We start from the raw sequence: 24,135 nt of genomic DNA, 5'->3' as shown, positions 1-24,135 counted from the left end.
GTGAGTACGACCGCTCTCAAATAGAGTGAGGATAAGACTAAAGTCCTTACTACAAACAACTTTTTTAAGGGTAATTAATAGAACATGATATCACATATTAATTACGTAGGTAACAGGACTGAGGCACAGCCTCAATATATATGTTTTGTAGGGGCAAACCCCCCGTGGTTGCCCCCATACCTGGGATGATTGCGTAAGTCCTATGTCATAATGTCCGCTAGAACCCCGACTTGTTCAATAAGTCGGGGTTCTGGGTGTGATGTTTAAATTTTTTGCTGCTTGTAAAGTTCCTTAAACTTGCGCTGCTGCTGGTTGTGATCTACGATCGGATCGGGATAAGGAAGAAGTCGGCGTTCTAAAGGCGAAATATTTCCTGTTAACAAAAGTTTAGTATCAACGCGGCGCAATTCGGGAACCCAGTGCCGAATATATTCCCCTTCCGGGTCAAATTTTTGAGCTTGGCTGGCGGGATTGAATATTCGCAAAGGTTTCGGGTCCATGCCGCTAGATGCACTCCACTGCCAGCCGCCATTATTAGCAGAAAGGTCGGCGTCTATCAATTTTTGCATAAAGTATTTTTCCCCCCACTGCCAGTTAATAATTAAATCTTTGGTGAGGAAGCTGGCGACTATCATGCGGCAGCGATTGTGCATCCAACCTGTCTGATTTAACTGCCGCATTGCTGCATCGATAATAGGATAGCCAGTTTTGCCTCGACACCAAGCTTGAAAAAGCTTTTCATCGTTCTCCCACGGAAAGTCTTTGAATGCTTGACGATAGGGGCCGTCTGCTAATTCTGGGAAGTTATACATGGCGTGTTGGTAAAATTCCCGCCACGCTATTTCCTGTTGCCAAGTTCGGATGTTTGTGCACGCTTCTTCGCTGTGGCAAGTGTCCATTACTATCTGAGTAGCTTGCCAAACAGTGCGGATGCCTATTGCACCAAACTTGAGGGCGGCGCTGAGTTGGGAGGTGCCACTAACTGCGGGGAAGTTGCGCTGTTCTTGATATTGGTAAATTGCCCGATCGCAAAATTCTTCCAACTTTTCTCGCGCTGCATCTTCTCCCGGTTCTATTACTAAGGGATTTTCCCAAATAAATCCCAAACTAGATGCCGTGGGCAGTGTTTCAATTGCACCTGCTTGGTTAGCGAGTTCTTGTTCTTCTGCCGTTAATCCGGTCATTAATTCCAGATAAGTTATCGGCAGTGTCTCTACGGGTTGGGCTTTGGGTTTACTGTTCCATTTTTTCCAAAAAGGTGTATAAACTGTGTAGGGTTGTCCTGTACCGCTGCGAATTTCGTCTGGGGCGTGGAGGACTTGATCCCAGAAATTTTGGACTTGAATTCCTGCTTGTTGGAGGGCGTTTGATACGGCCTGATCGCGCTGTTTTGCGTAGGGTTCTACATCCCAGTTCCAAAATACTGCTTTGGCATTTATCGCGGTTGCTAATCTCGGTATTCCGAGAATGGGGTCATCTTGAATTATCAGCAATTGGCTGCCTGCTTCGCTGTAACGCTGCTGAAGTTTTTGCAAGCAGCCGATCATGTAGGTGACTCGGGCTGGCGCTACGTCATCGCGATTGAGGATATTGCGATCGAGACAAAAAATTCCGACTACTTTAGGGCTTTGCTGGCGCGCTGTGGCCAGTCCGATATTGTCAGAAATACGCAAGTCGCGGCGGTGCCAAAATAAAATTAGATCGGACATTCGATTTTAGATTTTAGATTTTAGATTTTAGATTTTACAGTCCTGGACACACGCGGGGTCAAAAACCCGGTTTCTAAGTTATACCAATTTAAGGTGAAGTTGCACATATCTCGATCCCCCTAAATCCCCCTTAAGAAGGGGGACTTTGAGAAGAATCTTGTCCCCCCCTTATTAAGGGGGGTTAGGGGGGATCAGATTCTATGCAGCCTCATAGAAAATTGGTATTAAGGTTTATCGGTGTGATGCACGATTATTATAAGAAACCGGGGTTTTTTCGTCAGTCCTATTTAAGTCAAAAAGGGACGTGCCAAGAAAAAGCTAGAAATTGATTTTGCATCAATTGGTTCCCCAGCTAAAATAGCTTTTTCTAATTCTTCAGGGGTGAATAAAACTGTTTCCAGGTCTTCATCATCGTCTTGTGCGGGCGGCTTTTCCAGTTTTTCCAAATCTTGGGCTAAAAAAGCATAAATTATTTCGTCGGAATAACCGGGGGCGAGAAAAAATTGCCCTAAATTCTGCCATTTTCCGGCGCGATATCCGGTTTCTTCTTCGATTTCGCGTTTGATAGTTTCGGCGGGGCTTTCATTGATTTCGACTGTACCTGCGGGAAATTCTAAAATTCGCCCTTTTGTGGCAAAGCGGTATTGTCGTACCAAGACGAGTTTACCTTCGGGGGTGACGGGAACTGCAAGTGCTCCGCCCGGGTGGCGAATACATTCCCACTCGCCTTCGGAACCGTTGGGAAGACGAAGGGTGGCTACGTCAAAATTAAATTTGCGCCCTTGGTAAAATAGGCGCTGTTTGAGGAGTTGGGGTAGTTCTTGACCGATCGACATAAGCGACAAGCGAATAATGTTAGAGTGCACCGATTTAAGACATCATAGGCGATCTCATAGGATTTTAGATTTTAGATTTTAGATTTTAGATTTTAGATTGGGAATGACTGATAACTATCACAGTTTGCAGCTTACCTACGGTTGCATTTTTTTTACTGGTACCCTCCGTGAATTTTGCTCAATTTTTACAGTTGCAATTTTTGCACTCCGGAACAGTCTGCGGTTTGCAGGAGTTGGGCGATCGCACTTTTCGTCACCGGATGCACCCAATCCGGGGCAATTTCTGCTAAAGGTACTAATACAAAAGCTCTTTCGGTCATCCGGGGATGAGGTAGAGTCAGTGTCGGAGTTTCTAGGATTAAATTGTCGTACAGCAGCAAATCTAGGTCTAGGGTTCTCGGCCCCCATTTTTCTCGGCGAATTCGATTAAATTTTATCTCGATTTCTAATAAACTTGCTAGCAATTGTTCGGGTTTTAGTGCAACTTCCAGGATGGCACAGGCGTTGATGTAATCGGGTTGGGGCGGCCCAACGGGGGCGGTTTGATACCAGCTTGAATGAGATTTTAGGGCTATTCCTGGGGTGTTGTTGAGGGTTATGATCGCGCTTTTGAGTGTGGCGAGGGAGTCGCCTAAGTTGCTACCGAGGGCGATCGCACATTTTGTTGAGTTCATAAAGAAGGAAGAAGGAAGAAGGAAGAGGGAAGAAGGAAGAAGGAAGAGGAAAGGGGGGATAAGCAAAAGGGAAGAGTAAGGCGGGGCGCGTTTATCGATATCCTTGGATACCTAAAAAGATTTCGGGTTAAACCCGCCCATACAAGTTGTATTTTTGCGGAAATTTCCCCCTAAAGGCTGCATTTTTGGCGCATTATGATAACACAAAATATTATTTTAATCTAAGTTTAACTGGCTGTTAAATTTTATTGACTATCATTGACAAGTGTTAGTATTTAGTTTAGAACATAGTGAATTTTTACCTACGCTTATTGTCGGCCCTCATTCTGGCAATTATCAGTTTAACAGCAAGTATATCGATAGCTTTGGGTGAAACCAAAGAGCGCTACCTTACCCTAGATTCGGACGGTAGTCAATCTTTTGCGAGTTTAGTGCAGCAGGCGGAAGATTTAGCGAAAGAGTCGATCGCCCGCGAGTTTCAAGAAAATCCGGCATTAACAGAAGTTACAATCATCATTACAGCCGATCGCAGCCGACAAAGGGTTCCAGTTTTGCGATCGAGAGTATCCCGCCGCGACTGGCACAAAGATGCGAGAATCGAACAGTGGACTAGATATTTTGCTGATGCTCAATTGCTGCTGGGATTCAGAGACGGCAATATTTCGCCCGCAAATTCTGGGTATTCGCAAGTGATTAATGTACCTAGGCCCAGTCGATCGACATCCCGACAAAATGATCCGGGTTTTCGAGATGATTGAAATCGGGCATCGGGCATTGGGCATTGGTAGCAAACAACAAATAACAAACAACAAACAACCAATAACCAATTATTAACCCAAACATCATCCAATTTTAATTAACCTGAAGGTTAACTTTTCTTAATTTAGGAGTGATAGAGTTTCATACGGAATCATCTGATTAGGGATGTTGGTTTGAAAAGGAATTTATGTCTAAAATAACTCGCCGACAACTTCTAATTTTCTTCGGCAGCAGTGCGGCTACCACTGTGCTGGCCCCTCAACTAACTAAAACACTATTCGGCATCAATTCCACCTCCGCCGAAGCTGCTGTAGGGCCACTATCTTTCACTCCGTTAAGACTTCCCCATCCGCTGCCGGTTTATCGAGAATTGTCCAGCTTTATGCCGATCGCCCTAAACGGACAGGGAACCGTGATGGCGGCCTCGCAGAATACTAAATTAACCAGCTACAACGTTGTTGACGATGTGGTTGTGCCGCCGGAATACGAACGGTATGTGATTCTCCGCTGGGGCGATCGAGTTTTCCCCGATCCAACCGACTATTTCGGCTACAACAACGACTACACAGGCTTTGTAGGCATTCGCGGCAGCAAGGACGACGGTTATCTCTGGGTTAACCACGAGTACGTATCCTTCCCGATGTCGAAAGTGGTGCCGGAAGCGCCGCCCGATGTGGCACCATTTCCAACCACCGATCGCGCCGTACTCGGTATAGACTTATCGGTAAAGAATCAGGCTACCCTTGGCGAATTTCTGTACAATCTCGGCGGTTCGATCGTCCGCATTACCAAACAAGCGAACGGACGGTTTGGGGCGATCGCCGGCGACCCCCTCAACCGCCGTATCCACGGACTTTCCGGCCTCGGAATCAACAGCCAGCGTACCGACAAATACAAAGATGTCACCTCCTGGGGAACCAGACAAGGCGACGACAAATATCTTACAGCCACAGGCCCTGCTGCCACTCAAGTCTTCGCGCAAGTCAACAGCGACGGGCTCGGAAACCGCATCATCGGTACAGCCTACAACTGTTCCGGCGGCACAACCCCGTGGGGCACCATCCTCTCCGCCGAAGAAAACTTCCAAGGTAGCGAACTATTCTTCGTGGGAGTTCAGGAAAACATCAAACCCAACGGCGGCCAAACCGGCTACGCCAAGGGCACTATCGGTGAGGAATTCGGCTTAGTCGGCGAAAAATACGGCTGGATGGTAGAAGTCGATCCCCAAGATCCGAGTTTCCGACCCCGGAAGCATACGGCTTTAGGCCGCTTCCGCCACGAAAACGTCGCGATTCGCGCCGAAGCGGGACGCAAGTTAGTAGTGTACATGGGGGACGATCGGCGCGGCGGACACACCTGGAAATTTGTCAGCAACGGTAATGTCACCAATCCCGCAGATAAAACCAACAGCCGATTGTTTGAAGACGGGGTTTTGTACGTCGCCCAATACAACCGCAACGGTACGGGAAGATGGCTGCCGCTGACAATCAATAGCCAAACCAATCCGGTGAGTCCCAAAAAAGTTGCTGAGGCCGAATTGGCAAGTTTTGGCAAAGCTCAAAGAGATGGAAATACTCGCTTGCCGAAACGCGCGGGAATTGCTGGTCAAACCGAGGACGGCGGTTCTTTTGTAGTAGATACAACTAATGAAGCAACAGCACTTCCCGGCTACAGAAATAAAACTCTTGCTAATTTCTACAGCAGTCAAGGTGCTGTTTTAGTTGATGCTTTCTTAGCTGCTAATTTGATTGGTGGCACTCCGACGGCGCGGCCGGAAGATTTGGAAGTTAATCCTACTACTAAGGAAGTTTTTATTTCCTATACTGACGGCGCACCGGGAAGCGATGGCTATCCAGATTCTCGCATTTTTACTGTGGCTAAATACACTGCCGGACTCAATAGCACCCAGCAGTCGGGAGGAATTTACAAAATAATTGAAGATAGTCCCCACGGTGCTGGTTTGACTTTCCGCTGGCAGCGTTTTGTCCAAGGCGGAGAAGCCGGTGCAGTAGCTGGGGCAGGATTTGCTAGTGTTGACAATTTGGTTTTTGACCCTCAAGGCAATATTTGGGGCGTGACTGATATGGCTACAAGCACGCACAACGGTTTTGATGTGGGTGCTGCTGGGAAACCGACTGCGATCGACCATACGAAAACAGGAAATGTTTCGGATTTTACCGGTGTTTTCGGCAACAATTGGCTGTTTTATATTCCGACATCGGGGCCGAATGCGGGAAGTGTAGTTCCGTTTGCTTACGGCCCGAATCGGTGCGAAATGACGGGGCCAACTTTTGTTGGGGATACGCTGTTGCTTTCGGTGCAGCATCCTGGGGAAGATTGCCCGATCGATGATGGTACTGTACTTAGTCGGCAAATTGAAATGTTGGATTTAAACGGTGCTGTTTTTAATCAGACTCGTAGTGTTGCTCGTGGCAGTTTGTGGCCGAGTAATATTGAGAATGACAGGCGTCGATCGCCGATGCCGTCGGTGATTGGAATTCGTCGGGTGCGATCGACTCCAACGGGTCAGTTTGTTTAAATAGGACTTACGCATCGGGGATCAGAAACTGGGTTTTTACGACTCTGGAGTAAGATTAAATGAACCGCGAGGCACGTGGACGCGAAGAAAGAGAAAGAATAAGATACTGTTCTTTATTCGCGTTCTACGTATCTTCGCGGTTCGTTCAAATAATAAAAAAAATCATAGGATAATTAATATAAAATCCCTTAACAGCGGATTTTTTAAGAAAATTGTACTTGGCGATATAAATCGGAGATCGCAATTTCTAGGTTCACCGATTCTAGTTGCAAGGAATCGCCTAAACCATACTCGGAGAGAACCCATTGCCCCTGTTGATTGCGCCGAAATATCTCTAGTCCGGGCTGTTCAACTTGCACCAATACATACTCTTGCAGTGTGGAAAATTGGCGGTATTTAGCAAATTTAATGCCGCGATCTGCTGCTTCTGTGGAAGGCGATAAAACTTCGATAATTAAGGAAGGAAATTGCACTAATTGCGGCTCGTCATCATGCTCATCACAAGTTACTACAACATCAGGATAAAAATACTTTTTTCCTGGTTGCACTTGAACTTTTACACCTATAATGTAAATTTCGTAGGGGAGATTAAGGCTATCATCTAATAGCTTGAAAAAGTTTAGGGTAATTCGATTGTGATTGCGGGTTTGACCGCTTATCGCGACTACTTCGCCATCCCAATACTCGTAGCGTTCCTCTTGGGTGGGTTCCCAAGCCAGGTATTCTTCTGCACTCATCGATGGGCGATCGGGTAAGGCAACCATAATGCGATCGGGAATGAAGTATGTTTCTATAATAGCTTGAAGAAAAAGGTTGCTGCGGTTGCCCCGATTGATGGGGACGGGTACTCTTGGGGTTTCCGTACTTAGTGTGCTTAAATATTAGTTTAAGTAGCCAAAAACTCAACTACGTCGGAATTGACGAAAAAGCTGAATTTATCTTATCTCGCCATCTCAAAACCGATATCAGAGGCTTTGATTCCTCTGATTTAGATATTCCTCCCGCCTCCTGGGTCTGACGGGTTGTCAATCCGTCAAGGGCTAAATTTCTCTTGTAAGTCACTGTAATTGATTAAGTGCGATCGTACCAACTTTGCAGCGCCAAGCGGTGAACTTCCCGCCAACTAATATTTTTAATTCGGGCAATTTCCGCGCAATCCTCATATTCCGGTTGCACATTAACAATCGTTTGTCCAGACTTCGCAACTTTTATTTGCACTTCGCCGTATTCTGTTTTAACTCTCTGGATTTCTCGGGGTAAAATAGTTCTTTGTTGAATCGATCGCCTAATTCCCAAAGTAGTAGTTTCGCGAAAAATCACAGCTTCGCAAGCATCCTGAAATTCGGGATGACAAATCGCAGTTAACAAAATCCCCAGCCGCGACTTTTTCATCACAATTGGGGCAGTAAAAACATCCAGAGCTCCGGCGGCAAACAAAGCATCAAAAACATAGCCGATCGCCTGCGGACTCAAATCATCAATTTGCGTTTCCAGTACCGTAATAGTTTCTATGGAATTGGTAATCGGTAATTGGGAATCCGTAATTGGGAATTGAATATTGTTTAAAAACTTCCCTCTTCCTTCTTCCCTCTTTCTGACATCCGTTACATCCGTTACAGAATCCGTTGCCGAACTTCCTTCTGACTTCTCTCCAATCCAGAGGCGCAAAATATTAGGAATTGCCAGCATTCGAGAACCTGCACCCAAACCGATCGCCTGAATTTGCATCGGCGGTGGCGGGCCGAAACCAGCGGCGAGAGTACAGGCGATCGCAGTTCCCGTAGGCGTGCACAATTCGCGATCGATCCCATTGCTATAAACAGGCACTCGGTGCGTTTCCCACAACCGCATCACCGCCGGCGTCGGCACCGCTAACTTACCGTGGGCCGCCTTCACCGTACCGCCACCAGTTGGCATCGCCGAAAAGTAAAACTCCTGAATATCCAACCAATCCAAACCCAAACAAGTACCGACAATATCAATAATTGCATCCGTCGCCCCCACCTCGTGAAAGTGAACCTCGCTTGGAGGGATACCGTGTACGGCACCTTCTGCCTCTGCTAATTTGCCAAATACGGCCAAACTCCAAGCTTCCACGCGCGGAGGCAATTTTGCAGAGACGATGATTTGCTCAATTTCGGGCAAATTGCGGTGATGAGTGCGGCTAATTTCGGCATCTGCTTCGCCGTGACTGTGAGAATGTTCTTCCCCGTGATGATGGTGGTGGCGGGCGTCGAAAGTCGGGGATTCGGTTTCCGAGGGATCGAGTTCGGTAGCGGATTTTTTGGGTTTTAACGACAAATCCGCAGCTAAATCGACATAAAATTTAGTTGCTTGTTGAGTATTCCGGTGGACTAATTCCGTCCGCAACTGGTACTCTGTCGAAATGCCGAGCAAATTGAGTTTTTCGATTAGGTATTCTAAAGGAACGCCGGCGTGGACGAGAGCTCCGATGCACATATCGCCAGCAATGCCGGTTGGACAGTCAAAATAAGCTATTTTATTCATTGTTAACAATTAATTTTTAGCATTGATTGTTTCACTCGATATTTCGATCGCCCACTTAGCCTGCAATATCTTAACATGGCAACTATTTACGAAGTGCATCCAGTTGCACCCCAAAGAGACCGGATCGATAAAATTCAAAAAGCTCTGAAAGATGGGGCTGTGATGCTTTATCCGACAGATACAGTTTACGCGATCGGCTGCGATATCAACTCCAAGTCTGCAGTAGAACGAGTTAGGCAGATCAAGCAACTATCCAATGATAAGCCTTTAACGTTCCTGTGTTCCTCTCTGTCCAATATCACCGACTATGCTGCCGTCAGCGATGAAGCATACAGAATTATTAAGCGGTTAATACCGGGGCCTTATACATTTCTGCTGCCAGCTACCAAGTTAGTGCCACGGTTGGTAATGAACCCAAAACGGAAAACCACTGGAATTCGCGTTCCCGACCAGCGGCTTTGTTTTACACTCTTGGAAGCCTTGGGAAATCCAATTATTTCAACATCCGCTAACATTACCACGGATGATGAAGGTGCAGCACCAGTCCCTGCATCTAAAGCAGAAAGCTTTGGCAAAGCTGAACTGTTTGACTGTTTTTCAAAGTTAGTAGATGTCATTGTCGATGACGGTTCCGATCCGGGATATCAAGTTTCTACCATTCTAGATTTGACACAAAGCGAACCGATTGTTGTTCGCCGTGGTTTGGGTTCGGAAGCTGTCGCCGTTTGGGAAGATTAAAATTTCAAGGGGCTGGTTAAGTGCTAAATTCGCCCACAACCCGCCCCATTTTTTTAGTTCTAAACTGCTTTAAGCCTCTACCTTAACTCCTTTCCAAAAAGCAATATATCCGGCAATATTTTTAGCAGCATCTTTCGGAGTAGGATAGTACCAAGCAGCATCTTTATTAACTTGTCCGCCGACTTCGACACTGTAGTAACTAGCAACACCTTTCCAACCGCAAGTAGTGTGAGTGCTGCTGTCCTTGAAATACTCACGGTTGATGGCATCGGCGGGGAAATAATAGTTGTTGTCTACAATTTCGCACTTGTCGCTCTCGGCCAAAACGGCACCATTCCAAATTGCTTTCGGCATCAGTTTTTCTGCTTAAATTGAGATTCTCAATTATTGTAACTGTATTTGTGCTCAAAAGGCATAGAATAGTTGAGAAGCCAACAACCAACTACTGCAAATGTCAGCGTCTAATCCGCCAATATCTTCTGTGCCGCTGCCCCTGGAACAAGCACTCAAACATTTTTTTGGCTATGACTCTTTCCGCCCGGGGCAGCAGGAAATTGTCGAAGCTGCTTTACAAAAACGGGATATGATGATTGTCATGCCGACAGGCGGTGGCAAGTCTTTGTGTTTTCAATTACCGGCACTGTTGAAACCGGGATTGACAGTGGTTGTGTCGCCGTTAATTGCTTTGATGCAAGACCAAGTGGAAGCTTTGCAGGATAATGGAATTGGGGCGACTTTTCTCAACAGCACTTTGAGCAGTCAGGAAACGCGATCGCGCGAAAGTGCGATTCTCGAAGGTAAGATTAAATTGCTTTATGTTGCACCCGAACGCTTGCTGGGTGAGAGATTTTTACCGTTTTTAGATATAGTAGCAAATAAGTTAGGAATTTCGGCATTTGCGATCGACGAAGCCCACTGCGTTTCGGAATGGGGGCACGACTTTCGACCAGAATACAGGCAAATGGAACGGGTGCGCGATCGATATCCCGACATTCCCATTATGGGACTAACCGCCACCGCCACGGAGCGCGTCCGCCAAGACATCATCCAGCAGCTAACTCTGCGAAATCCCTATATCCACGTCGCCAGCTTTAACCGCCCCAATTTATACTACGAAGTTCGCCCCAAAACCAAGCACAGTTTTGCCGAAGTTTTGCAAATTATCCAAAAAAAAGGCGGTTCGGGAATTATCTATTGCCTCAGCCGCAAAAAAGTTGACGAAGTTGCCTATAAATTGCAACAAAGTGGCATCCAAGCCTTACCCTACCACGCTGGCATGAACGATGTCGATCGCACAACCAATCAAACCCGCTTCATTCGCGACGACGTGCAAGTAATGGTAGCAACAGTTGCCTTCGGTATGGGAATTAACAAACCCGACGTGCGGTTTGTAATTCACTACGACTTGCCCAAGAATCTCGAAGGATACTATCAAGAATCCGGCCGCGCAGGCCGAGACAACGAGCCCGCCCATTGCAGCTTATTTTTCGGCTACGGCGATGTCAAAACCATCGACTACATCATCGAGCAAAAACCTGACCCACAAGAACAACGAATTGCCCGCCAACAGTTGCGTCGAGTAATCAACTATGCAGAATCCAGCGATTGCCGTCGCACAATCCAGTTAAGTTATTTTGGCGATTCCTTCCCCGGAAACTGCGGTACTTGCGATAACTGTTGCAACCAAAAACCAGTAGAAGATTGGACGATTGAGGCAATGAAATTTCTTTCTTGCGTCGCCCGATGCCAAGAAAAATTCGGCATGAATCATATTATTGATGTGCTGCGCGGTTCAAAAAATCAAAAAATATTGCAATACCAGCACCACCAACTTTCTACTTACGGAATTGGCAAAGATAGAAGTGCTGATGAATGGAAAAAGTTGAGTCGTTCGCTGTTAAATCAAGGTTTTTTAGACGAAAAAACAGACGGCTTTCCCATTTTGAAACTGAATGAAAAAAGTTGGGAAATCATGAAACGTCAGCGCACAGTTGAAATCGCCATTGAACCGCAGCGGGAAGTACAGGGGAAAGTTCGGTCTTTGACAGTAGAAGTAGAAGCTTTATTTACCATACTGCGGACGCTACGCAAGCAAATTGCCGACGAACAATTTGTGCCACCTTACGTAGTTTTTGCGGATAAAAGCTTGCGAGACATGGCAGAAAAACGCCCGCAAAATCTCAGAGAATTCGAGGAAGTTTACGGCGTTGGTAGCAACAAGCGAGATAAGTACGGTAAGGTTTTCTTGGAGGCCATACGCAATTTTTGCCAAGAACAAGGATTGCCAAGTGGTGCTGCATCTTCTGAGGTGGCTAATCTTCCCAATCTTTCCAACGTTGCGTCTTATTCGCAGATGCAAACCTGGGAATTATACCGACAAGGTTTGACAGTTCAAGGAATAGCGAATGCGCGGGGGATGAGTCCTAATACTATTTCGGGGCATCTGATAGAATTGATGGAAATGGGCAGGGAAGTTGATATAAATTTATTGGTTGAATTGGAACGCCAGCAGGCGATAGTGTACGCTCTTGAAGTTATGGGTGATGAGAAACTGAGAGCAATTTATGATTTTTTGGAAGAACGTTATACGTTTGAGGAAATTAAGTTTGTGCGCGCTTGGTGGCGGCAAAATTATGTCGGTTTTTAACCGCAGAGGTAGGCAGAGGAACGCTGATGGACGCAGATAATTAATAGATAGGAGGGAAAAATGAGAATTTAAAAAGTAGCTTTTTGGGATAATATATTAGAGTAGCGTTTTTAACCGATACATTTTTTCCATTTGGCTTTGCTAGCTGGCCTAGATGGGGTTGGCAAAACTCAAATTTAAAAAGTAATTTTAAGAGCGCTATAAGTCAGTAAAATTGGGTTAGCTAAGTGTGTCATTGTTCGCTATTTTTCGCGCATTTGGGACGTTACTAAAAAACCCCCAAGCAATCACCGAGACTTTCTTCAGTTCTCAATTTTTTTGAGCGGCGAAGGCGATCAATTACCTTTTAAACTGAACCTTATTGAGCTATAAGCACCTCGTAAAACCACTTTTTATCTAAGTAGTAGAGTGCGTGAGAGGAACCAATATTAAAATCCACACGCATGAGACTATTTACGCTCACGCACCGCCCCAATGATTAAATAATATTGATGCAGCCGGAAGCGATATTAGGTCTCTCTGTTCACCAAAAAGCACCCTAAATTTTAGCATTGTATCTGGTTGAGGCAAAATTATATATATGATATGGGTTTTTGAGGGCGAGAAATTATGTTTCTACACTTTAGAAGTGTACAATAAATAGTTGAGTTCATTAGCCAACCATTCCTTAAACAGATTGTGCAATATTTCTTGATACCGTTCAGGGGTTAATTCCGCCGGGAGAAACTTTTCAACCAGGAACAAGTGATATCCTAGCTCTGTTTCAATTGGACGAATCACTTCTCCGGGTTTAGCGCTAAATACGGCGACGGCTATGTCGGGTTTTAAACCCCACCGATAAACCTTGCCTTCGCAACCGCATATATGCCGACGATTTTCGTCAATATCGTAAAGATGAGCAGCATCAAAAAAGCTGATTTCTCCTTCTTGAATTTCATAAAATAGTTCCTGAGCAAGCTGCGGGTTGGCAACAACTATTTGATAAAAAATTATTTGATCGAATTGCAATTTGTTTTGAACGAAAATTTTTTCTACTTCTTTGCTAAACAAGTGCTCGGCTAGTTTTTGGGCAAGAAGCCGATCGCGAATCCCTGCCTCTAAATCTTCTACAGAAATCATCTGATCGACCAGCCAAGCAATCGTATCCGCCGCTTTCTCCAAACGCTTCTCGCGGCGGAGTTGGTCGCCCACAGCTTGAATTTCGTCGGGAGTCACAGTTAACCCCCGTTCCCGGGCGGCTTTCTCAATAACTTTTTTCTGCAAAACCTTTTGACTAAAGGTTTTTAATTGCATCTCTTGTCTGAGTTGTTCGATGATTTCACTTGATTCAATCAAGGGCTCGTAAAAGTCTTTCATCTTTCTATCTCAACCTATATAAATTTATTAACTTCATCGCCGGACGCTTCCTGCTGGGTAGTTGGTGTTAACGGTTAATGGTTAGCTACAAGATGTCATTTGGCAAACTAATAAAATTAGCATTGCTCAAAGTTGTTGCACCCGCTGGGTTAACTGTTCCCAAAACAACAGCTAAAATTCGATCGCCATTATTTGAACTAAACTTGACCAGAGTCGCGTCTGCCGTACCGTCACCATCCGTATCAAACGCAACGAGTGTCAAGTCTGTTACCAAAAGTCCCCCTATCAGCCCAATTCGATCGCCTTGAGCGGGATTGAAATCAACGACTCGATCTGCTAACAATGGATTAGCTGCTGCACTAGCTGTTTCGGGTCTAAAGGCAAAGGTATCAGCGCCGCTACCTCCAATCAACGTATCGGTGCCGAAGTCGCCACAAAGAAAATCGTCGCCGTTGCCGCCAATCAGTAAATCCTGACCTTTTCCTCCCCGCAAAGTGTCGTTTCCCTCGCCTCCATCGATCGCATCATCACCTCTGTTAGCTTGGACAATATCGTCGCCGCTTCCTGCAAAAATTTTATCGATCCCGCTATCGCCCGTAATCACATCGCTCTCGTTGGTGCCGAGCCAATATCCGTCGCCGTTGCTGTCGTAGCTGATAGTTAATGCGCCAGGATAGTTTTCTGGGGCGATCATTTCTGGAAGCGGGGTTGTCTCAGCATTGCTGTTGGTATTGTTACCGGGAAGTGCGATCGAATTATTGCTGTTACCGTTATCTGTGGGATTAGAAGTGATCGCGCTGCTGTCACCACCACCCGTACCGATCGCATTCTCATTATTTGAGGGTGTTGGCGGTGTTGGCGGTGTTGGCGGTGTTGCTGTTGTTGGCGCTGGTTCAGTCGCTGGTGTTGGCGCTGGTGCTGGTGCGGGCGCTGGTGCGGGCGCTGGTGCTGGCGCTGGTGCGGGCGCTGGTGTTGCGATGTTAGTTGGGATGTTAGTTGTTGGTGGAGCGCCTGTAGCAGCGGTTGCTTCTGCACTGCCAGAAGTAGCTCCCGGAGTATAGGCTGTCTGAGTGCTAGTGCTACTGTCTGCGGGGGAAGTTACTGTCGCGCTGCTGTTGTTAGTAACGCCTTGATTATTGGCGATCGAGCTCGTTTCGGTCGAACTGCTACTCTCTGAAGGCGCTGGTGCGGGCGCGGGCGCTGGTGCGGGTGCAGGTGCTGGCGCTAGTGCTGGCGCTGGCGCTGGTGCTGGCGCTGGTGCTGGCGCTGGTGCTGGCGCTGGTGCTGGCGCTGGTGCTGGCGCTGGTGTTGCTACTGTGGCGCTAGTAGTGGGCGGAGTATCTAAACCACTGCTAGCTGAGGCGCTCGCACTACTAGAAGTGCCACCGGGAGTCGATGCTGTCTGAGCGCTACTGCTGCTCCCTGTCGGAGAAGTCGCTGTCGAGCTGCTGCTGCTGTTCGCACCGCTGCTGTCTCCTAACGGCGCTGGTGCTGGTGCTGGCGAAGGAGCTGGCGCTGGTGCTGGTGCTGGCGCTGGTGCTGGTGCTGGCGCTGGCGCTGGTGCTGGTGCTGGCGCTGGTGCTGCTGCTGGCGCTGGTGCTGGTGTTGGCGCTGCTGCTGGGGCCGAAGCTGTGGCGCTAGTAGTTGGGGGCGCGACTGTAGAAGCACTCGCTGCCCCGCTCCCGCTGCTAGATGTAGCCCCCGCAGCGTAAGCAGTCTCACTGCTGGTACTGCTTCCCGTCGGGGAAGTGGCTGTCGCGCTGCTGGTACTGCCCGCACCGCTGCTATCGACAAAGGAACTAGATTTGCTGGAACTGCTGCTGCTGCCCGCACCAGGGTTATTCGCTGCCGGCGAATTCAAAAGGTTTAAGCTATTGCTGTTTCCAACAATATTATTTAAGGGTTCAGGAGCTAATGAATTTAAGGGAGGCATCGCGATTTATCTCCTTTTAGCTTTATGGCTGTCCCGCTGAATTTTCATTAAATTTGATTTAGCCATCACAATCACCATCAAAAGGCTTTATAAAATTTGAAATCCACCTGACACTAGCCGCCACTGTAGCAGTTTTCAATTGGGTGAGTACAGCCTCACAATTACTTTTTTTCAATTACCATTTCAAATTCAACTGCCAACTGCGATCGCAAATCATTAGGGCGGACTGCTAAAGATGAACAAAGATCTGCTATCGTTCAAGGATACAGAATAACTGTTTTCAGTGCGAGCGTAAGAGTTAGCTGTAGCTGAGGCTTCAGTAAAAGCAATATAAGGATTAACATAGACTTTTGTGTAAGTGTTCGCCAGAGTCGAGGTATCTTTGCCAATAGCAAAAGCATTAGCATCAGCACTGCCAAATCCATAGGTAGCAAAAGTGTGAGCGCTACCAGTCGCGCTCGTCGTATAACCAGCACCTACAAGCTTGCTCGCTCCTAAAACTGCCTCTACATAATCTAAATCATCAATAATCATGTTTTTTGCACCGCAACAATTTTTAGTGGCTGCTTAACTGATGTTATAAAGCGAGCCAGTCCAAGCGATTCAGGATGTTGGTCTAAAAACAGCTATGTAAAGTTTTGCAAGGATTTGTGACTTACCTATCTAGAGATCGAGCCAGCAATTCTTGCATTGCTTTACATAGCTGAGTTTCTGACTGCTAGTCTGCACTATTGTTACTAAAAGTACCAGAAAGAACCACCAGTAGCTGAGATGGAAGTGCCACTAGAGGAAGAGCTGTAAGGTGTCGTCAGTGTTTTGGTGAATGTTTGAGTCACAGTGCCGTTACCGAAAGCCTTAGCGTCAGATTCAACAGTGGCCGTATGACCAAAGACAGAAGCAGCGGAGCTGATGTATTTATTCAGGTTGAAATACTCGCTGAAATACACGCTCGAGGACTCACTTGGAGTATAACCGCCAACAATGCTGGTTTCTTCAGAAACGACTTCGACATGGTTCAGGTCTGAGATAATCATGGTTTTTTTCCTTGTTTGTTAACTGCTTGATCGAAGCAATCTTGTTTGCTTTCGATGTACCTAATATATCTGGACTAATTAGAGCTGTGTTGCCAATTTGGCAGATTTGTGGAAATTAAAATGTAAAGTTAACTTCATGAATATTTGTGATTTTTTTGTTCAAAAGCTACAAAAAATCCAGGTGTTTTGACATAGAAAAACCAGCCTCGTTTTATAGTTTATTAACGAGACTGGAAGATTGTAGTATTTAGCTCAATTGATAAATTGTATAGACAAAGACCGCCCCCTGCAAAACCGCAGAAATTACAGGTCAACCCATTTTATATTTTAGATACTTCGACGCTTCGACTACGCTCAGGGCGACGCTTCGCTCAGTACAAGTTTTAGATTTTAGATTGAATCAACCTAAAAGATTATTATCTTAGATACCCGACTTCTTAAAGAAGGCGGGTATCTGGGTATTCCGTTTTTTTAGGTTGACCTACTTAACAAATTATCAACTACGATCGCCACATCGTGTTGCCATTTTGGCAGATTTATCTGAAATCAGAATGTAACGATAACTTGATGAGCTTTGGTTAAGCTCGGGGTCGAAAAATGTTGTTAGCCTACTGAAAAACCCGATCGCCCGCGGTGAGTCAACCAAAAAACAGGTACACCCAACGCCCGCAATCGGGTTGTCGGTCAATCGACTAATTTACTTACCCGCCCAATTAAACCAGCGCGTCTTAAATCCCGCCAAAAATCGTTGATTGTGAACATCAACCGTCGGTGCCAAGATATTTGGCCCTTCAGCATTGACTTCAGGTACAACACCTACAGTATCTGGATACAACTCGCTAAAAGCCTGAGTTACAGAACCCCCTCGAACTCCGGCTCGTTGTTCCCTCACCACCTCCAGATGATCTAAATCGGCAATTTTGCCCAATGCAGACTTAGTTTCCGATTTACTCGACTTGCTGATTTGACTGTTTTCCTTAAGCAAGCGGTTGGAAGTACGGTAAGGGATATAGTCGAGAGGGTTGTAACCCGTGCACCGCAAAAGTAAAAAACAAGCCCAAGAATACTTTCCTGCGAGGATGGCTGAAATTATCTCATCCAATTGTTCTGGTTTGATTCCAACTTGGGAATGATTGGCAGAATGGTGAAATTGGGAATTCATTATTTTATCCTGTTTTGTGTATAGAGAGTGACAAAGGACAACAACCACTTAACTAAGTTCTACAAACTCATGCCGCCTTTTTGTAGTTGCTTGAGAGGGTCAAGCAAAATGTCGGCTATGCTGCGCTGGCGGATGACAATTTCCGCAGTAGCTGTCTGGCCAGCTTTGAGTTTCCAGGTTTGATTTTGGGCTTTCACTGAGTCTCGATCGATACTCACTTCCACCAGGTAGAAAACACCCAATCGCTCGTCAGTTTTGGCATCGGGCGAAATAGATAAAACTTTTCCCGGAATCACGCCGTAATTTTGATAAGGAAAAGCATCGAATTTGACTTGTACCGGCATTCCGGTTTTCACAAATCCCGCTTCTCGGTTCGGCAAACTGACTTCCAGCACCAGAGGAGCGTGATTCGGAGTCATTTCTGCAATAGTTTGACCCGGTTGAACTACTTCGCCACTGTTGTGAATGTTGAGTGCGGAAATCACTCCGCTGACGGGTGCGTAGAGAAATCTTTGTTTGAGCTTATTTTTTGCTTGATCGAGCAGGGTTTGGGTTTCGGCAATTTTGGATTTGAGTTGATTTAACTCCATTTCCAACTGCTGAATTTTTTGCTCTTTTTCTAACTGCGTTTGGCGGGCTGCGGCTTGTTTGCTGGCGGCTTCGGCTTGCAGCCGATCGACTTCTGCGAATTGTTCTGTTAATTGGCCTTGCATTTTGCCGATCGAACTAATGCGATCGCGCACACCTTGCTCGACTTCAAACAGCTTTTCCTTAACCTGAGTTGTATCTGAAAGTTGACTCCTGATGGCAGCACTTTGCCTGTCGCGCACGGTTTGCTCAACCTCAAAGGCGCGATCGTCAGCCTGAGTTGTCTCCCCCAATTGGCTTCTAATCACGGCATTTTCGCTTTCCCGCAGAGCTTCCTCAGCTTGAAACAATACGTCTTTTGACAGCGCTCCTTCATCTACCAAAGGTTTGAGCCGCGCTATCCGCTCTTTGTGAGCCGCCACTTTTGCTTGCAATTGTGTGAGCAAGTCTTGACTCTTATTTTGCAGCGGTTTCACGCGATCGCGCCTAGCCTCTTGAGACGTGACATCAATTTGCAGTTGCGACAACAGAGTTTGTGCCTGCTTTTCCAGAGGTTTGAGCTGTTGCTTGCGCGCTTGCTGAGACACTACATCTGCGTGCAATTGCTCGATTTGAGACTGCGTGGTGGCCACTGAAGCACCAGCACGGGCGATCGCAGCTTCAGCCCCCCGCTGGTCAGCAGCAGCAATAGCTTGGCTCGCTTCAACTTCCAGTTTAGTTCTCTCGATCGAACTCATCTCTTGCACCAATTGAATTCGATAAGCGTCCAGAATTTTCTCAAGACGCTCCACCTCGCTCTGGGCATTCGACGGGTCTAATTCGGCCAATAATTGTCCAGCTTTGATTTTTTGACCTTCTTTGATAGCGAGGTTAATAATTTTTCCCGTGTCCGTCGGGTGAATTTTGTAAACAGCGCCTTTGGGAACTAATTTGCCCTGAGCGTGACCGACTTGATCAATTTTTCCCAAAGTTGCCCACGCTCCAAAAGCTACCGAAAAAACCAGTCCTCCTAATATCAACCGCTGGGGAAAAGATACTGGCGGTTGGTCGAGTACCGAGTGCAAAGAAGTAGACCAATTCTCAGCATCAGGCTGCCGTAACTTTGCAGTGTTGATATACTCATTGATTGGAAAAGAGTGCTTTTGAGGTTCGACAACTTCTAAAGAGCGGTCTTTTTTTCTCGTTTCGTTTTCTTTTAAAGCTACACCCCCATAAACTTCACCTATCTCGTCAGGAGCCGCGCCTAATTCTTTGCCATTTTCTGAAACCATGATATTTACTCCAAATTGGTAATTAAAAATGGGTAATTGGGAATGGGTAATTGGGAATTGGTAATTGGGAATTGAGAATTGAAGATTGATCCGTGTATGCGTGTCGTGCGTTTCTTAAAGATCCAGTTGTTGCTGAGCCAGGTGATAGTAAAGTCCACGTTCGGCCATTAATTGGTCGTGGTTGCCTTGTTCGGCTAAAAGGCCTTTCTCTAGAACCAAAATTCGATCGGCATTACGCACCGTAGACAACCGATGAGCGATAATAAACGCAGTGCGATCGCGACTAATGCGGGCGAGATTTTGCTGAAACCTGCGCTCAGATTCGGTATCCAGCGAAGAAGTTGCTTCATCCAAAACCAAAATCCGGGGCTCGCCCAAAAGAGCGCGGGCGATCGCAATTCGCTGCCGCTGGCCCCCAGACAAACTCGTTCCCCTTTCCCCCACAGGAGTTTGATAACCCAGCGGCATATCTTGAATAAAAGCATGAGCTTCTGCTAGCTTCGCCACTTCTATCACCTGTTCCAAGCTTGCACAAGCAGCATCGTTTCCGTTTTTATACAGCGTAATATTTTCCAAAATCGTTCCCGAAAACAAGAAACAATCTTGAGGAACAACACCCAACTGAACTCGCAGCGACTGCAAAGAAATGTGCCGAATATCGTGGCCGTCAATTGTCAGCCGCCCCTTTTCGGGATAATAGAAACCTTGCAGCAGCTTCACCAAAGTGCTCTTACCGGAACCGCTGCGGCCGACAATTGCCACAGTTTCTCCAGCTTGCACCTCAAAGGAAAGATTTTGCAGCGTATTGCGTTCCTCATCCTGAGAATAACGGAAAGAAACATTGTCAAACTTGACGTTTCCCTGAATGCGAGGCAGCACCAGCATTGGCTTGTAAGGGCTTTCTTCAGGTTGGGCAGAGAATACATCATCCAAACGCTCGATCGAAACGAGCACTTCTTGAAACTCATCCCAAAGTCCCACTACTGACAGCACAGGAGAAATCACGCTCCCAATCATCATATTAAAAGCAACAAATTGACCGATCGTCAACTCGTCTTGAATCACCAGCATTGCCCCGTACCACAGCAAAGCCGTGCTGCCCAAAGTATTAATCCCACCCCCGATCACCTGCAAAGAATTAGCCAACTTCTGCCCGCGAAATTTAGCATTAATCATGCAGGTTAATTGGTCTTCCCAGCGCCAGCGCATTTCTCGCTCAGCAGCAGTTGCCTTAACCGTCGCCACCCCAGTAATCATTTCCACCAAAGATGAATTTTGCTTGGCACTTTCGGTAAAAACCTCCCGCGACACTTTTCGCAGAAAGGGAGTTGCGACTAAAGTCAAAATCACGATCGGCGGAATCAACGCCAGCACCAACAAAGCCAGACGCCAGTTATAGTAAACCATCAGTCCGATGTAAACTACAGCCATCAAAGCATCCAACCAAGCCGTAATAGCTTGGCGAGTCAAAAATGCCTGAATTTTTTGATTTTCCTGAACCCGCGTCAAGATATCGCCCACCTGACGAGATTCAAAAAACTTAATCGGCAAAGTGAGAGTGTGACTGATAAAGCCGCTAATTAAAGTCAGGTCAATGCGGTTCGACAAATAATCCAGCAAATACTGTCTCGTTGCACCCAACAGCGTTCGCCAAACACTAAACAGCAGCAGTCCGATCGCAAAAATGTGCAGAGTTACTATGCTTTTACTGACAACCACTTGGTCGAGAATTACTTGGGTAAATAGGGGAGTAACGAGACCAAATATTTGGAGCAACAAGGAAAGGAACAGAATTTGGGCGATCGCAGCGCGGTAGGGCCAGACTATGCCAACAAAATTTTTAAGTTTGATGCCTTGATGTTCGGCAGTGTGATTGCGGTATAGTTCGGCTGTCGGGTCTAAAATTAGGGCGTACCCAGTCCAATTTTCGGTAAAACTTTTAATGCTCATCCACCGCTTGCCCGCAGCCGGATCGGCCACTAAAACCTGTTGATTTTTAAAGCGGTAAACTGCCACATAGTGATTGCCTTGCCAGTGAGCAATCCAGGGATTTTGATTTCGCAGCGGAGTTAAAGAAGCTCGCACGGGACGGGTTTGAAATCCCATCCTTTCCGCTGCTTTTGCCAGACTCTTGAGCGACGCGCCGCTGCGGCCGATTTCTGCCAATTCGCGCAAGTAATTTAGGCTGAATTTTTTACCCCAATATTCGCTAATCATCGCTAAGCAAGTAGCTCCACAATCTGCTGCGCTCTGTTGTTGAATGAATGGGTACCCGCTGCTTAACCATTTGCGCTGCTTGGGTTTGGGGAATTTTATAATTCCGCCTACAGGTTTTTGCTGCTCGACTTCTGTTAATTTTGACAGATCGGTTTTTGAGTTTGAGCTGGCATCTTTTGGCAGCGTTACTAAGCTTAAAAGTGGAGGTTTGCGGATGATTTTAGGGCGGGAATTACTTTCGGAACTAATTGTGGCTTGGGCGATTTCCCACTGTTCGCTGCTAAGCTGGTAAATTAGCAGATCTGTTACCGCTATCCAGTCGCTCTTTACGTCTGAATGTTCCCAGTTACTGCCGATAATTGGCGGTGCTTGACCTTGAATTTGACCGCTGCGGAGCCAAAAATGATTGTTGGAGTTTTGGCAATGCTCAGCGAGGGAAACTCCTGCGGGAATTCGGCTTTCTTCTATGTAAAGAAGTAAGTGCAGCCACAGAAGCTGTTGTTGGTGGGGAGGGAGCGATCGCAAATCTGTTTGTGTCTTGAAAAATATTAACCGCTGTCGCTCTTGGAATTCTTGCTGCAAGTGCTGTTGCAGTTGCGGCAATTCTTCTAAAATAAGCTGCATTGTGGAGGCCGCAATTCGACCGATTTGGCAAGGGCCAGTCGCAATTGCTCTGTAAGGCAGTCCGCTTTCAATAAATCGGTTATCTGTCCCAAATATTGCTCCCACTTCCAGTACCGCCGCCGAAATCTCCTGCTGTTGAGACGCTTCTACCGCTAGCAGTCTGACTCTTCCCTCGCAAACTAAATAAAAATTGCGATCGCTCTGTTCTTTTTCAACGAAATTGTTGCTATCTGATGTTTGATAGTGAGTGATTTCATCTCCGAGCTGAAACTCGCAAATTTCACAGGCTGTATTTAATTTCGCCACTACTGTCGGTTCTGCACCGACTTCCTCGAAAATTTTCTGAATAGCCGGGAAATTTTCCAAGGCTTCTCGGGTTTTAAAAATGTGATTTTTAACCCCTAATTGGTTTTTCATAACTTACCCTGTAAAAAAAATTGTTTCAATTTTTTTTAATTACAACTAACCCGGTTATAAGCAATTTTTATTGGTTTAGTTGCAATTTAGTTGGCTTAAAAACTGTTTGTCGATATGTCCGACTAACGCCTCTTAGTTACGACATCCCTTCAACGCCTTTAGGATATATAAAATTGCGTTTTTCAGGACTTTGTGGTGATTACGTAAGTGTGGTTTTGGCTGGCTCCCAGTTTAACTTACATAATCGTGATTTTGGCTACCTTTAAGGGCAATCTTTACCTAATCTTTATAAAGTTACCGTATTCTTACGGATAATTATGAAGATTTTGTGAAGCTGGAGAGGCTAATGTTCTGCTCGGTATACGTATATCTACGTAAAAAGGTACGTTCAGGGTTCAAAAAAGCGTCAATTTTCGACGCTTTTTTGTGAAGTCCAGGGCCCGATCATGGTAAAGAAATATTGATTGCTGTTAGTTTGTAGCAGCAATTAAAGCAATTAATTGACCATCAGGTCTGGGTATATAACCCAGGGTAAAAGCATCTCAATCCGGCTTGACATAAGGACTCAGAGGAATCTAATGTAGAGTCAATGAAACAAGAACGGAAAACTCGAATCATATAATTGTTGTCCACACCCGTCCGCTTCATTGTTGGTCGGAGACTACGTTTGTAAGCCGAGTCGCGATTGAAGGCATTGAGAGCAATGCGCCGGAGGAGAGAAAAATTATGAGGACTGTGGAAAGAGCGAATGCCACAAGAACCTTCTACGAAAGTATAATAAGCGTGTGCAGTGAGCCTGGTTTTCAATCGCCCAATGTTTTCGGATACCTCGACCTAAAAGTTGAGCATCACTGTGTAAACAAGTCAGATAAAACTGAACTTCACGGGTGGTTTGATTCCAAAGATGACGCACCCAGACAACCATAACAACACTCTGAAGTCCTGCCCATAGTCGAGGCTGGTAAAGAACACCAATGACAGCAACTGGAACAGACCAGAATTGACGAATTTCTGTGCGATAATGTCCTTTTTCAATGCGTTGTTCATAAGCTGTTGCACATTTAAACTGTGATACAAGCATTGCCCTTATTTTTGATTTTACGACCCCACTTAATTATTAATT

General features: G+C 46.1%; 17 protein-coding genes. 4 read left to right on the top strand and 13 right to left on the bottom strand.

Features of this window, described 5'->3' with window-relative positions:
- Positions 1 to 263: 263 nt before the first annotated feature.
- From QT994_RS17735 to folK, 3 genes are all read right to left on the bottom strand, one after another.
- Positions 264 to 1,709: an FAD-binding domain-containing protein gene (locus QT994_RS17735; RefSeq protein ID WP_333176588.1), complete on the bottom strand. Its 1,446-nt coding sequence runs from the start codon at positions 1,707 to 1,709 to the stop codon at positions 264 to 266.
- Between the two features lie 287 nt (positions 1,710 to 1,996).
- Positions 1,997 to 2,545: an NUDIX hydrolase gene (locus tag QT994_RS17730; RefSeq protein ID WP_333176648.1), complete on the bottom strand. Its 549-nt coding sequence runs from the start codon at positions 2,543 to 2,545 to the stop codon at positions 1,997 to 1,999.
- Between the two features lie 185 nt (positions 2,546 to 2,730).
- Positions 2,731 to 3,219 (bottom strand): 2-amino-4-hydroxy-6-hydroxymethyldihydropteridine diphosphokinase, encoded by a 489-nt coding sequence (gene folK / locus QT994_RS17725; RefSeq protein ID WP_333176587.1) that lies wholly within the window; start codon positions 3,217 to 3,219, stop codon positions 2,731 to 2,733.
- A 290-nt stretch (positions 3,220 to 3,509) separates the two neighbouring features.
- Between folK and QT994_RS17720 the strand changes: the two genes are divergently transcribed.
- The gene (locus tag QT994_RS17720; protein WP_333176584.1) at positions 3,510 to 3,977 is read left to right on the top strand and encodes a hypothetical protein; all 468 of its coding nucleotides are present in this window, start codon (positions 3,510 to 3,512) and stop codon (positions 3,975 to 3,977) included.
- A gap of 188 nt (positions 3,978 to 4,165) precedes the next feature.
- Positions 4,166 to 6,517, top strand: coding sequence for a PhoX family phosphatase (locus QT994_RS17715; protein WP_333176582.1), 2,352 nt, complete (start codon positions 4,166 to 4,168; stop codon positions 6,515 to 6,517).
- Positions 6,518 to 6,720: 203 nt separating this feature from the next.
- On the opposite strand, the gene QT994_RS17710 is transcribed toward QT994_RS17715, so the two are convergent.
- Positions 6,721 to 7,281, bottom strand: a complete 561-nt coding sequence (locus tag QT994_RS17710; RefSeq protein WP_333176579.1) for a Uma2 family endonuclease — start codon at positions 7,279 to 7,281, stop codon at positions 6,721 to 6,723.
- Between the two features lie 307 nt (positions 7,282 to 7,588).
- Entirely contained in the window at positions 7,589 to 9,025 is a 1,437-nt protein-coding gene (gene larC / locus QT994_RS17705) for a nickel pincer cofactor biosynthesis protein LarC (RefSeq protein WP_333176576.1), read from the bottom strand.
- 75 nt (positions 9,026 to 9,100) lie between these two features.
- Here larC and QT994_RS17700 point away from each other — a divergent pair, with 75 nt between their 5' ends.
- Complete coding sequence (locus tag QT994_RS17700; RefSeq protein ID WP_333176573.1) at positions 9,101 to 9,763, top strand: L-threonylcarbamoyladenylate synthase; 663 nt, start codon at positions 9,101 to 9,103, stop codon at positions 9,761 to 9,763.
- Positions 9,764 to 9,832: 69 nt separating this feature from the next.
- Here the strand turns inward: QT994_RS17700 and QT994_RS17695 are convergent, their stop codons facing one another.
- Positions 9,833 to 10,117, bottom strand: a complete 285-nt coding sequence (locus tag QT994_RS17695; RefSeq protein WP_190738299.1) for a DUF427 domain-containing protein — start codon at positions 10,115 to 10,117, stop codon at positions 9,833 to 9,835.
- Positions 10,118 to 10,214: 97 nt separating this feature from the next.
- On the opposite strand from QT994_RS17695, the gene recQ reads away from it, so the two are divergent.
- Positions 10,215 to 12,410, top strand: coding sequence for a DNA helicase RecQ (gene recQ, locus QT994_RS17690; RefSeq protein ID WP_333176571.1), 2,196 nt, complete (start codon positions 10,215 to 10,217; stop codon positions 12,408 to 12,410).
- 615 nt (positions 12,411 to 13,025) lie between these two features.
- Here recQ and QT994_RS17685 read toward each other — a convergent pair.
- The 7 genes from QT994_RS17685 to QT994_RS17655 all read right to left on the bottom strand — a co-directional run bounded on the left by QT994_RS17685 (position 13,026) and on the right by QT994_RS17655 (position 23,012).
- Positions 13,026 to 13,766, bottom strand: a complete 741-nt coding sequence (locus tag QT994_RS17685; protein WP_333176568.1) for a peptidylprolyl isomerase — start codon at positions 13,764 to 13,766, stop codon at positions 13,026 to 13,028.
- An 85-nt stretch (positions 13,767 to 13,851) separates the two neighbouring features.
- The gene (locus tag QT994_RS17680; RefSeq protein ID WP_333176566.1) at positions 13,852 to 15,699 is read right to left on the bottom strand and encodes a calcium-binding protein; all 1,848 of its coding nucleotides are present in this window, start codon (positions 15,697 to 15,699) and stop codon (positions 13,852 to 13,854) included.
- 216 nt (positions 15,700 to 15,915) lie between these two features.
- Complete coding sequence (locus QT994_RS17675; protein ID WP_333176563.1) at positions 15,916 to 16,233, bottom strand: hypothetical protein; 318 nt, start codon at positions 16,231 to 16,233, stop codon at positions 15,916 to 15,918.
- A 203-nt stretch (positions 16,234 to 16,436) separates the two neighbouring features.
- Entirely contained in the window at positions 16,437 to 16,733 is a 297-nt protein-coding gene (locus tag QT994_RS17670; protein ID WP_333176561.1) for a hypothetical protein, read from the bottom strand.
- A gap of 697 nt (positions 16,734 to 17,430) precedes the next feature.
- Positions 17,431 to 17,895 carry a HetP family heterocyst commitment protein gene (locus QT994_RS17665; RefSeq protein WP_333176558.1) on the bottom strand — a complete coding sequence of 155 codons (465 nt, stop codon included), beginning with the start codon at positions 17,893 to 17,895 and terminating at the stop codon, positions 17,431 to 17,433.
- A 59-nt stretch (positions 17,896 to 17,954) separates the two neighbouring features.
- On the bottom strand, positions 17,955 to 19,754 hold the full coding sequence (locus QT994_RS17660; protein ID WP_333176555.1) for an HlyD family efflux transporter periplasmic adaptor subunit: 1,800 nt from the start codon (positions 19,752 to 19,754) through the stop codon (positions 17,955 to 17,957).
- 114 nt (positions 19,755 to 19,868) lie between these two features.
- Positions 19,869 to 23,012, bottom strand: coding sequence for an ABC transporter transmembrane domain-containing protein (locus QT994_RS17655; RefSeq protein ID WP_333176552.1), 3,144 nt, complete (start codon positions 23,010 to 23,012; stop codon positions 19,869 to 19,871).
- Positions 23,013 to 24,135: the final 1,123 nt, after the last annotated feature.

Source organism: Microcoleus sp. S13_B4 (assembly GCF_036700885.1).
In the GTDB taxonomy this organism is placed as follows: domain Bacteria; phylum Cyanobacteriota; class Cyanobacteriia; order Cyanobacteriales; family Microcoleaceae; genus Microcoleus.
The sequence above is the reverse complement of the archived record's forward strand: the minus strand, read 5'-3'. Positions and strand labels throughout refer to the sequence as shown.

Coding starts and splice junctions, on each gene's coding strand:
- QT994_RS17735 (WP_333176588.1), bottom strand. CDS start 1,709: ATGTCCGATCTAATTTTATTTTGGCACCGCCGCGACTTGCGTATTTCT.
- QT994_RS17730 (WP_333176648.1), bottom strand. CDS start 2,545: ATGTCGATCGGTCAAGAACTACCCCAACTCCTCAAACAGCGCCTATTT.
- folK (WP_333176587.1), bottom strand. CDS start 3,219: ATGAACTCAACAAAATGTGCGATCGCCCTCGGTAGCAACTTAGGCGAC.
- QT994_RS17715 (WP_333176582.1), top strand. CDS start 4,166: ATGTCTAAAATAACTCGCCGACAACTTCTAATTTTCTTCGGCAGCAGT.
- QT994_RS17710 (WP_333176579.1), bottom strand. CDS start 7,281: ATGGTTGCCTTACCCGATCGCCCATCGATGAGTGCAGAAGAATACCTG.
- larC (WP_333176576.1), bottom strand. CDS start 9,025: ATGAATAAAATAGCTTATTTTGACTGTCCAACCGGCATTGCTGGCGAT.
- QT994_RS17700 (WP_333176573.1), top strand. CDS start 9,101: ATGGCAACTATTTACGAAGTGCATCCAGTTGCACCCCAAAGAGACCGG.
- QT994_RS17695 (WP_190738299.1), bottom strand. CDS start 10,117: ATGCCGAAAGCAATTTGGAATGGTGCCGTTTTGGCCGAGAGCGACAAG.
- recQ (WP_333176571.1), top strand. CDS start 10,215: ATGTCAGCGTCTAATCCGCCAATATCTTCTGTGCCGCTGCCCCTGGAA.
- QT994_RS17685 (WP_333176568.1), bottom strand. CDS start 13,766: ATGAAAGACTTTTACGAGCCCTTGATTGAATCAAGTGAAATCATCGAA.
- QT994_RS17680 (WP_333176566.1), bottom strand. CDS start 15,699: ATGCCTCCCTTAAATTCATTAGCTCCTGAACCCTTAAATAATATTGTT.
- QT994_RS17675 (WP_333176563.1), bottom strand. CDS start 16,233: ATGATTATTGATGATTTAGATTATGTAGAGGCAGTTTTAGGAGCGAGC.
- QT994_RS17670 (WP_333176561.1), bottom strand. CDS start 16,733: ATGATTATCTCAGACCTGAACCATGTCGAAGTCGTTTCTGAAGAAACC.
- QT994_RS17665 (WP_333176558.1), bottom strand. CDS start 17,895: ATGAATTCCCAATTTCACCATTCTGCCAATCATTCCCAAGTTGGAATC.
- QT994_RS17660 (WP_333176555.1), bottom strand. CDS start 19,754: ATGGTTTCAGAAAATGGCAAAGAATTAGGCGCGGCTCCTGACGAGATA.
- QT994_RS17655 (WP_333176552.1), bottom strand. CDS start 23,012: ATGAAAAACCAATTAGGGGTTAAAAATCACATTTTTAAAACCCGAGAA.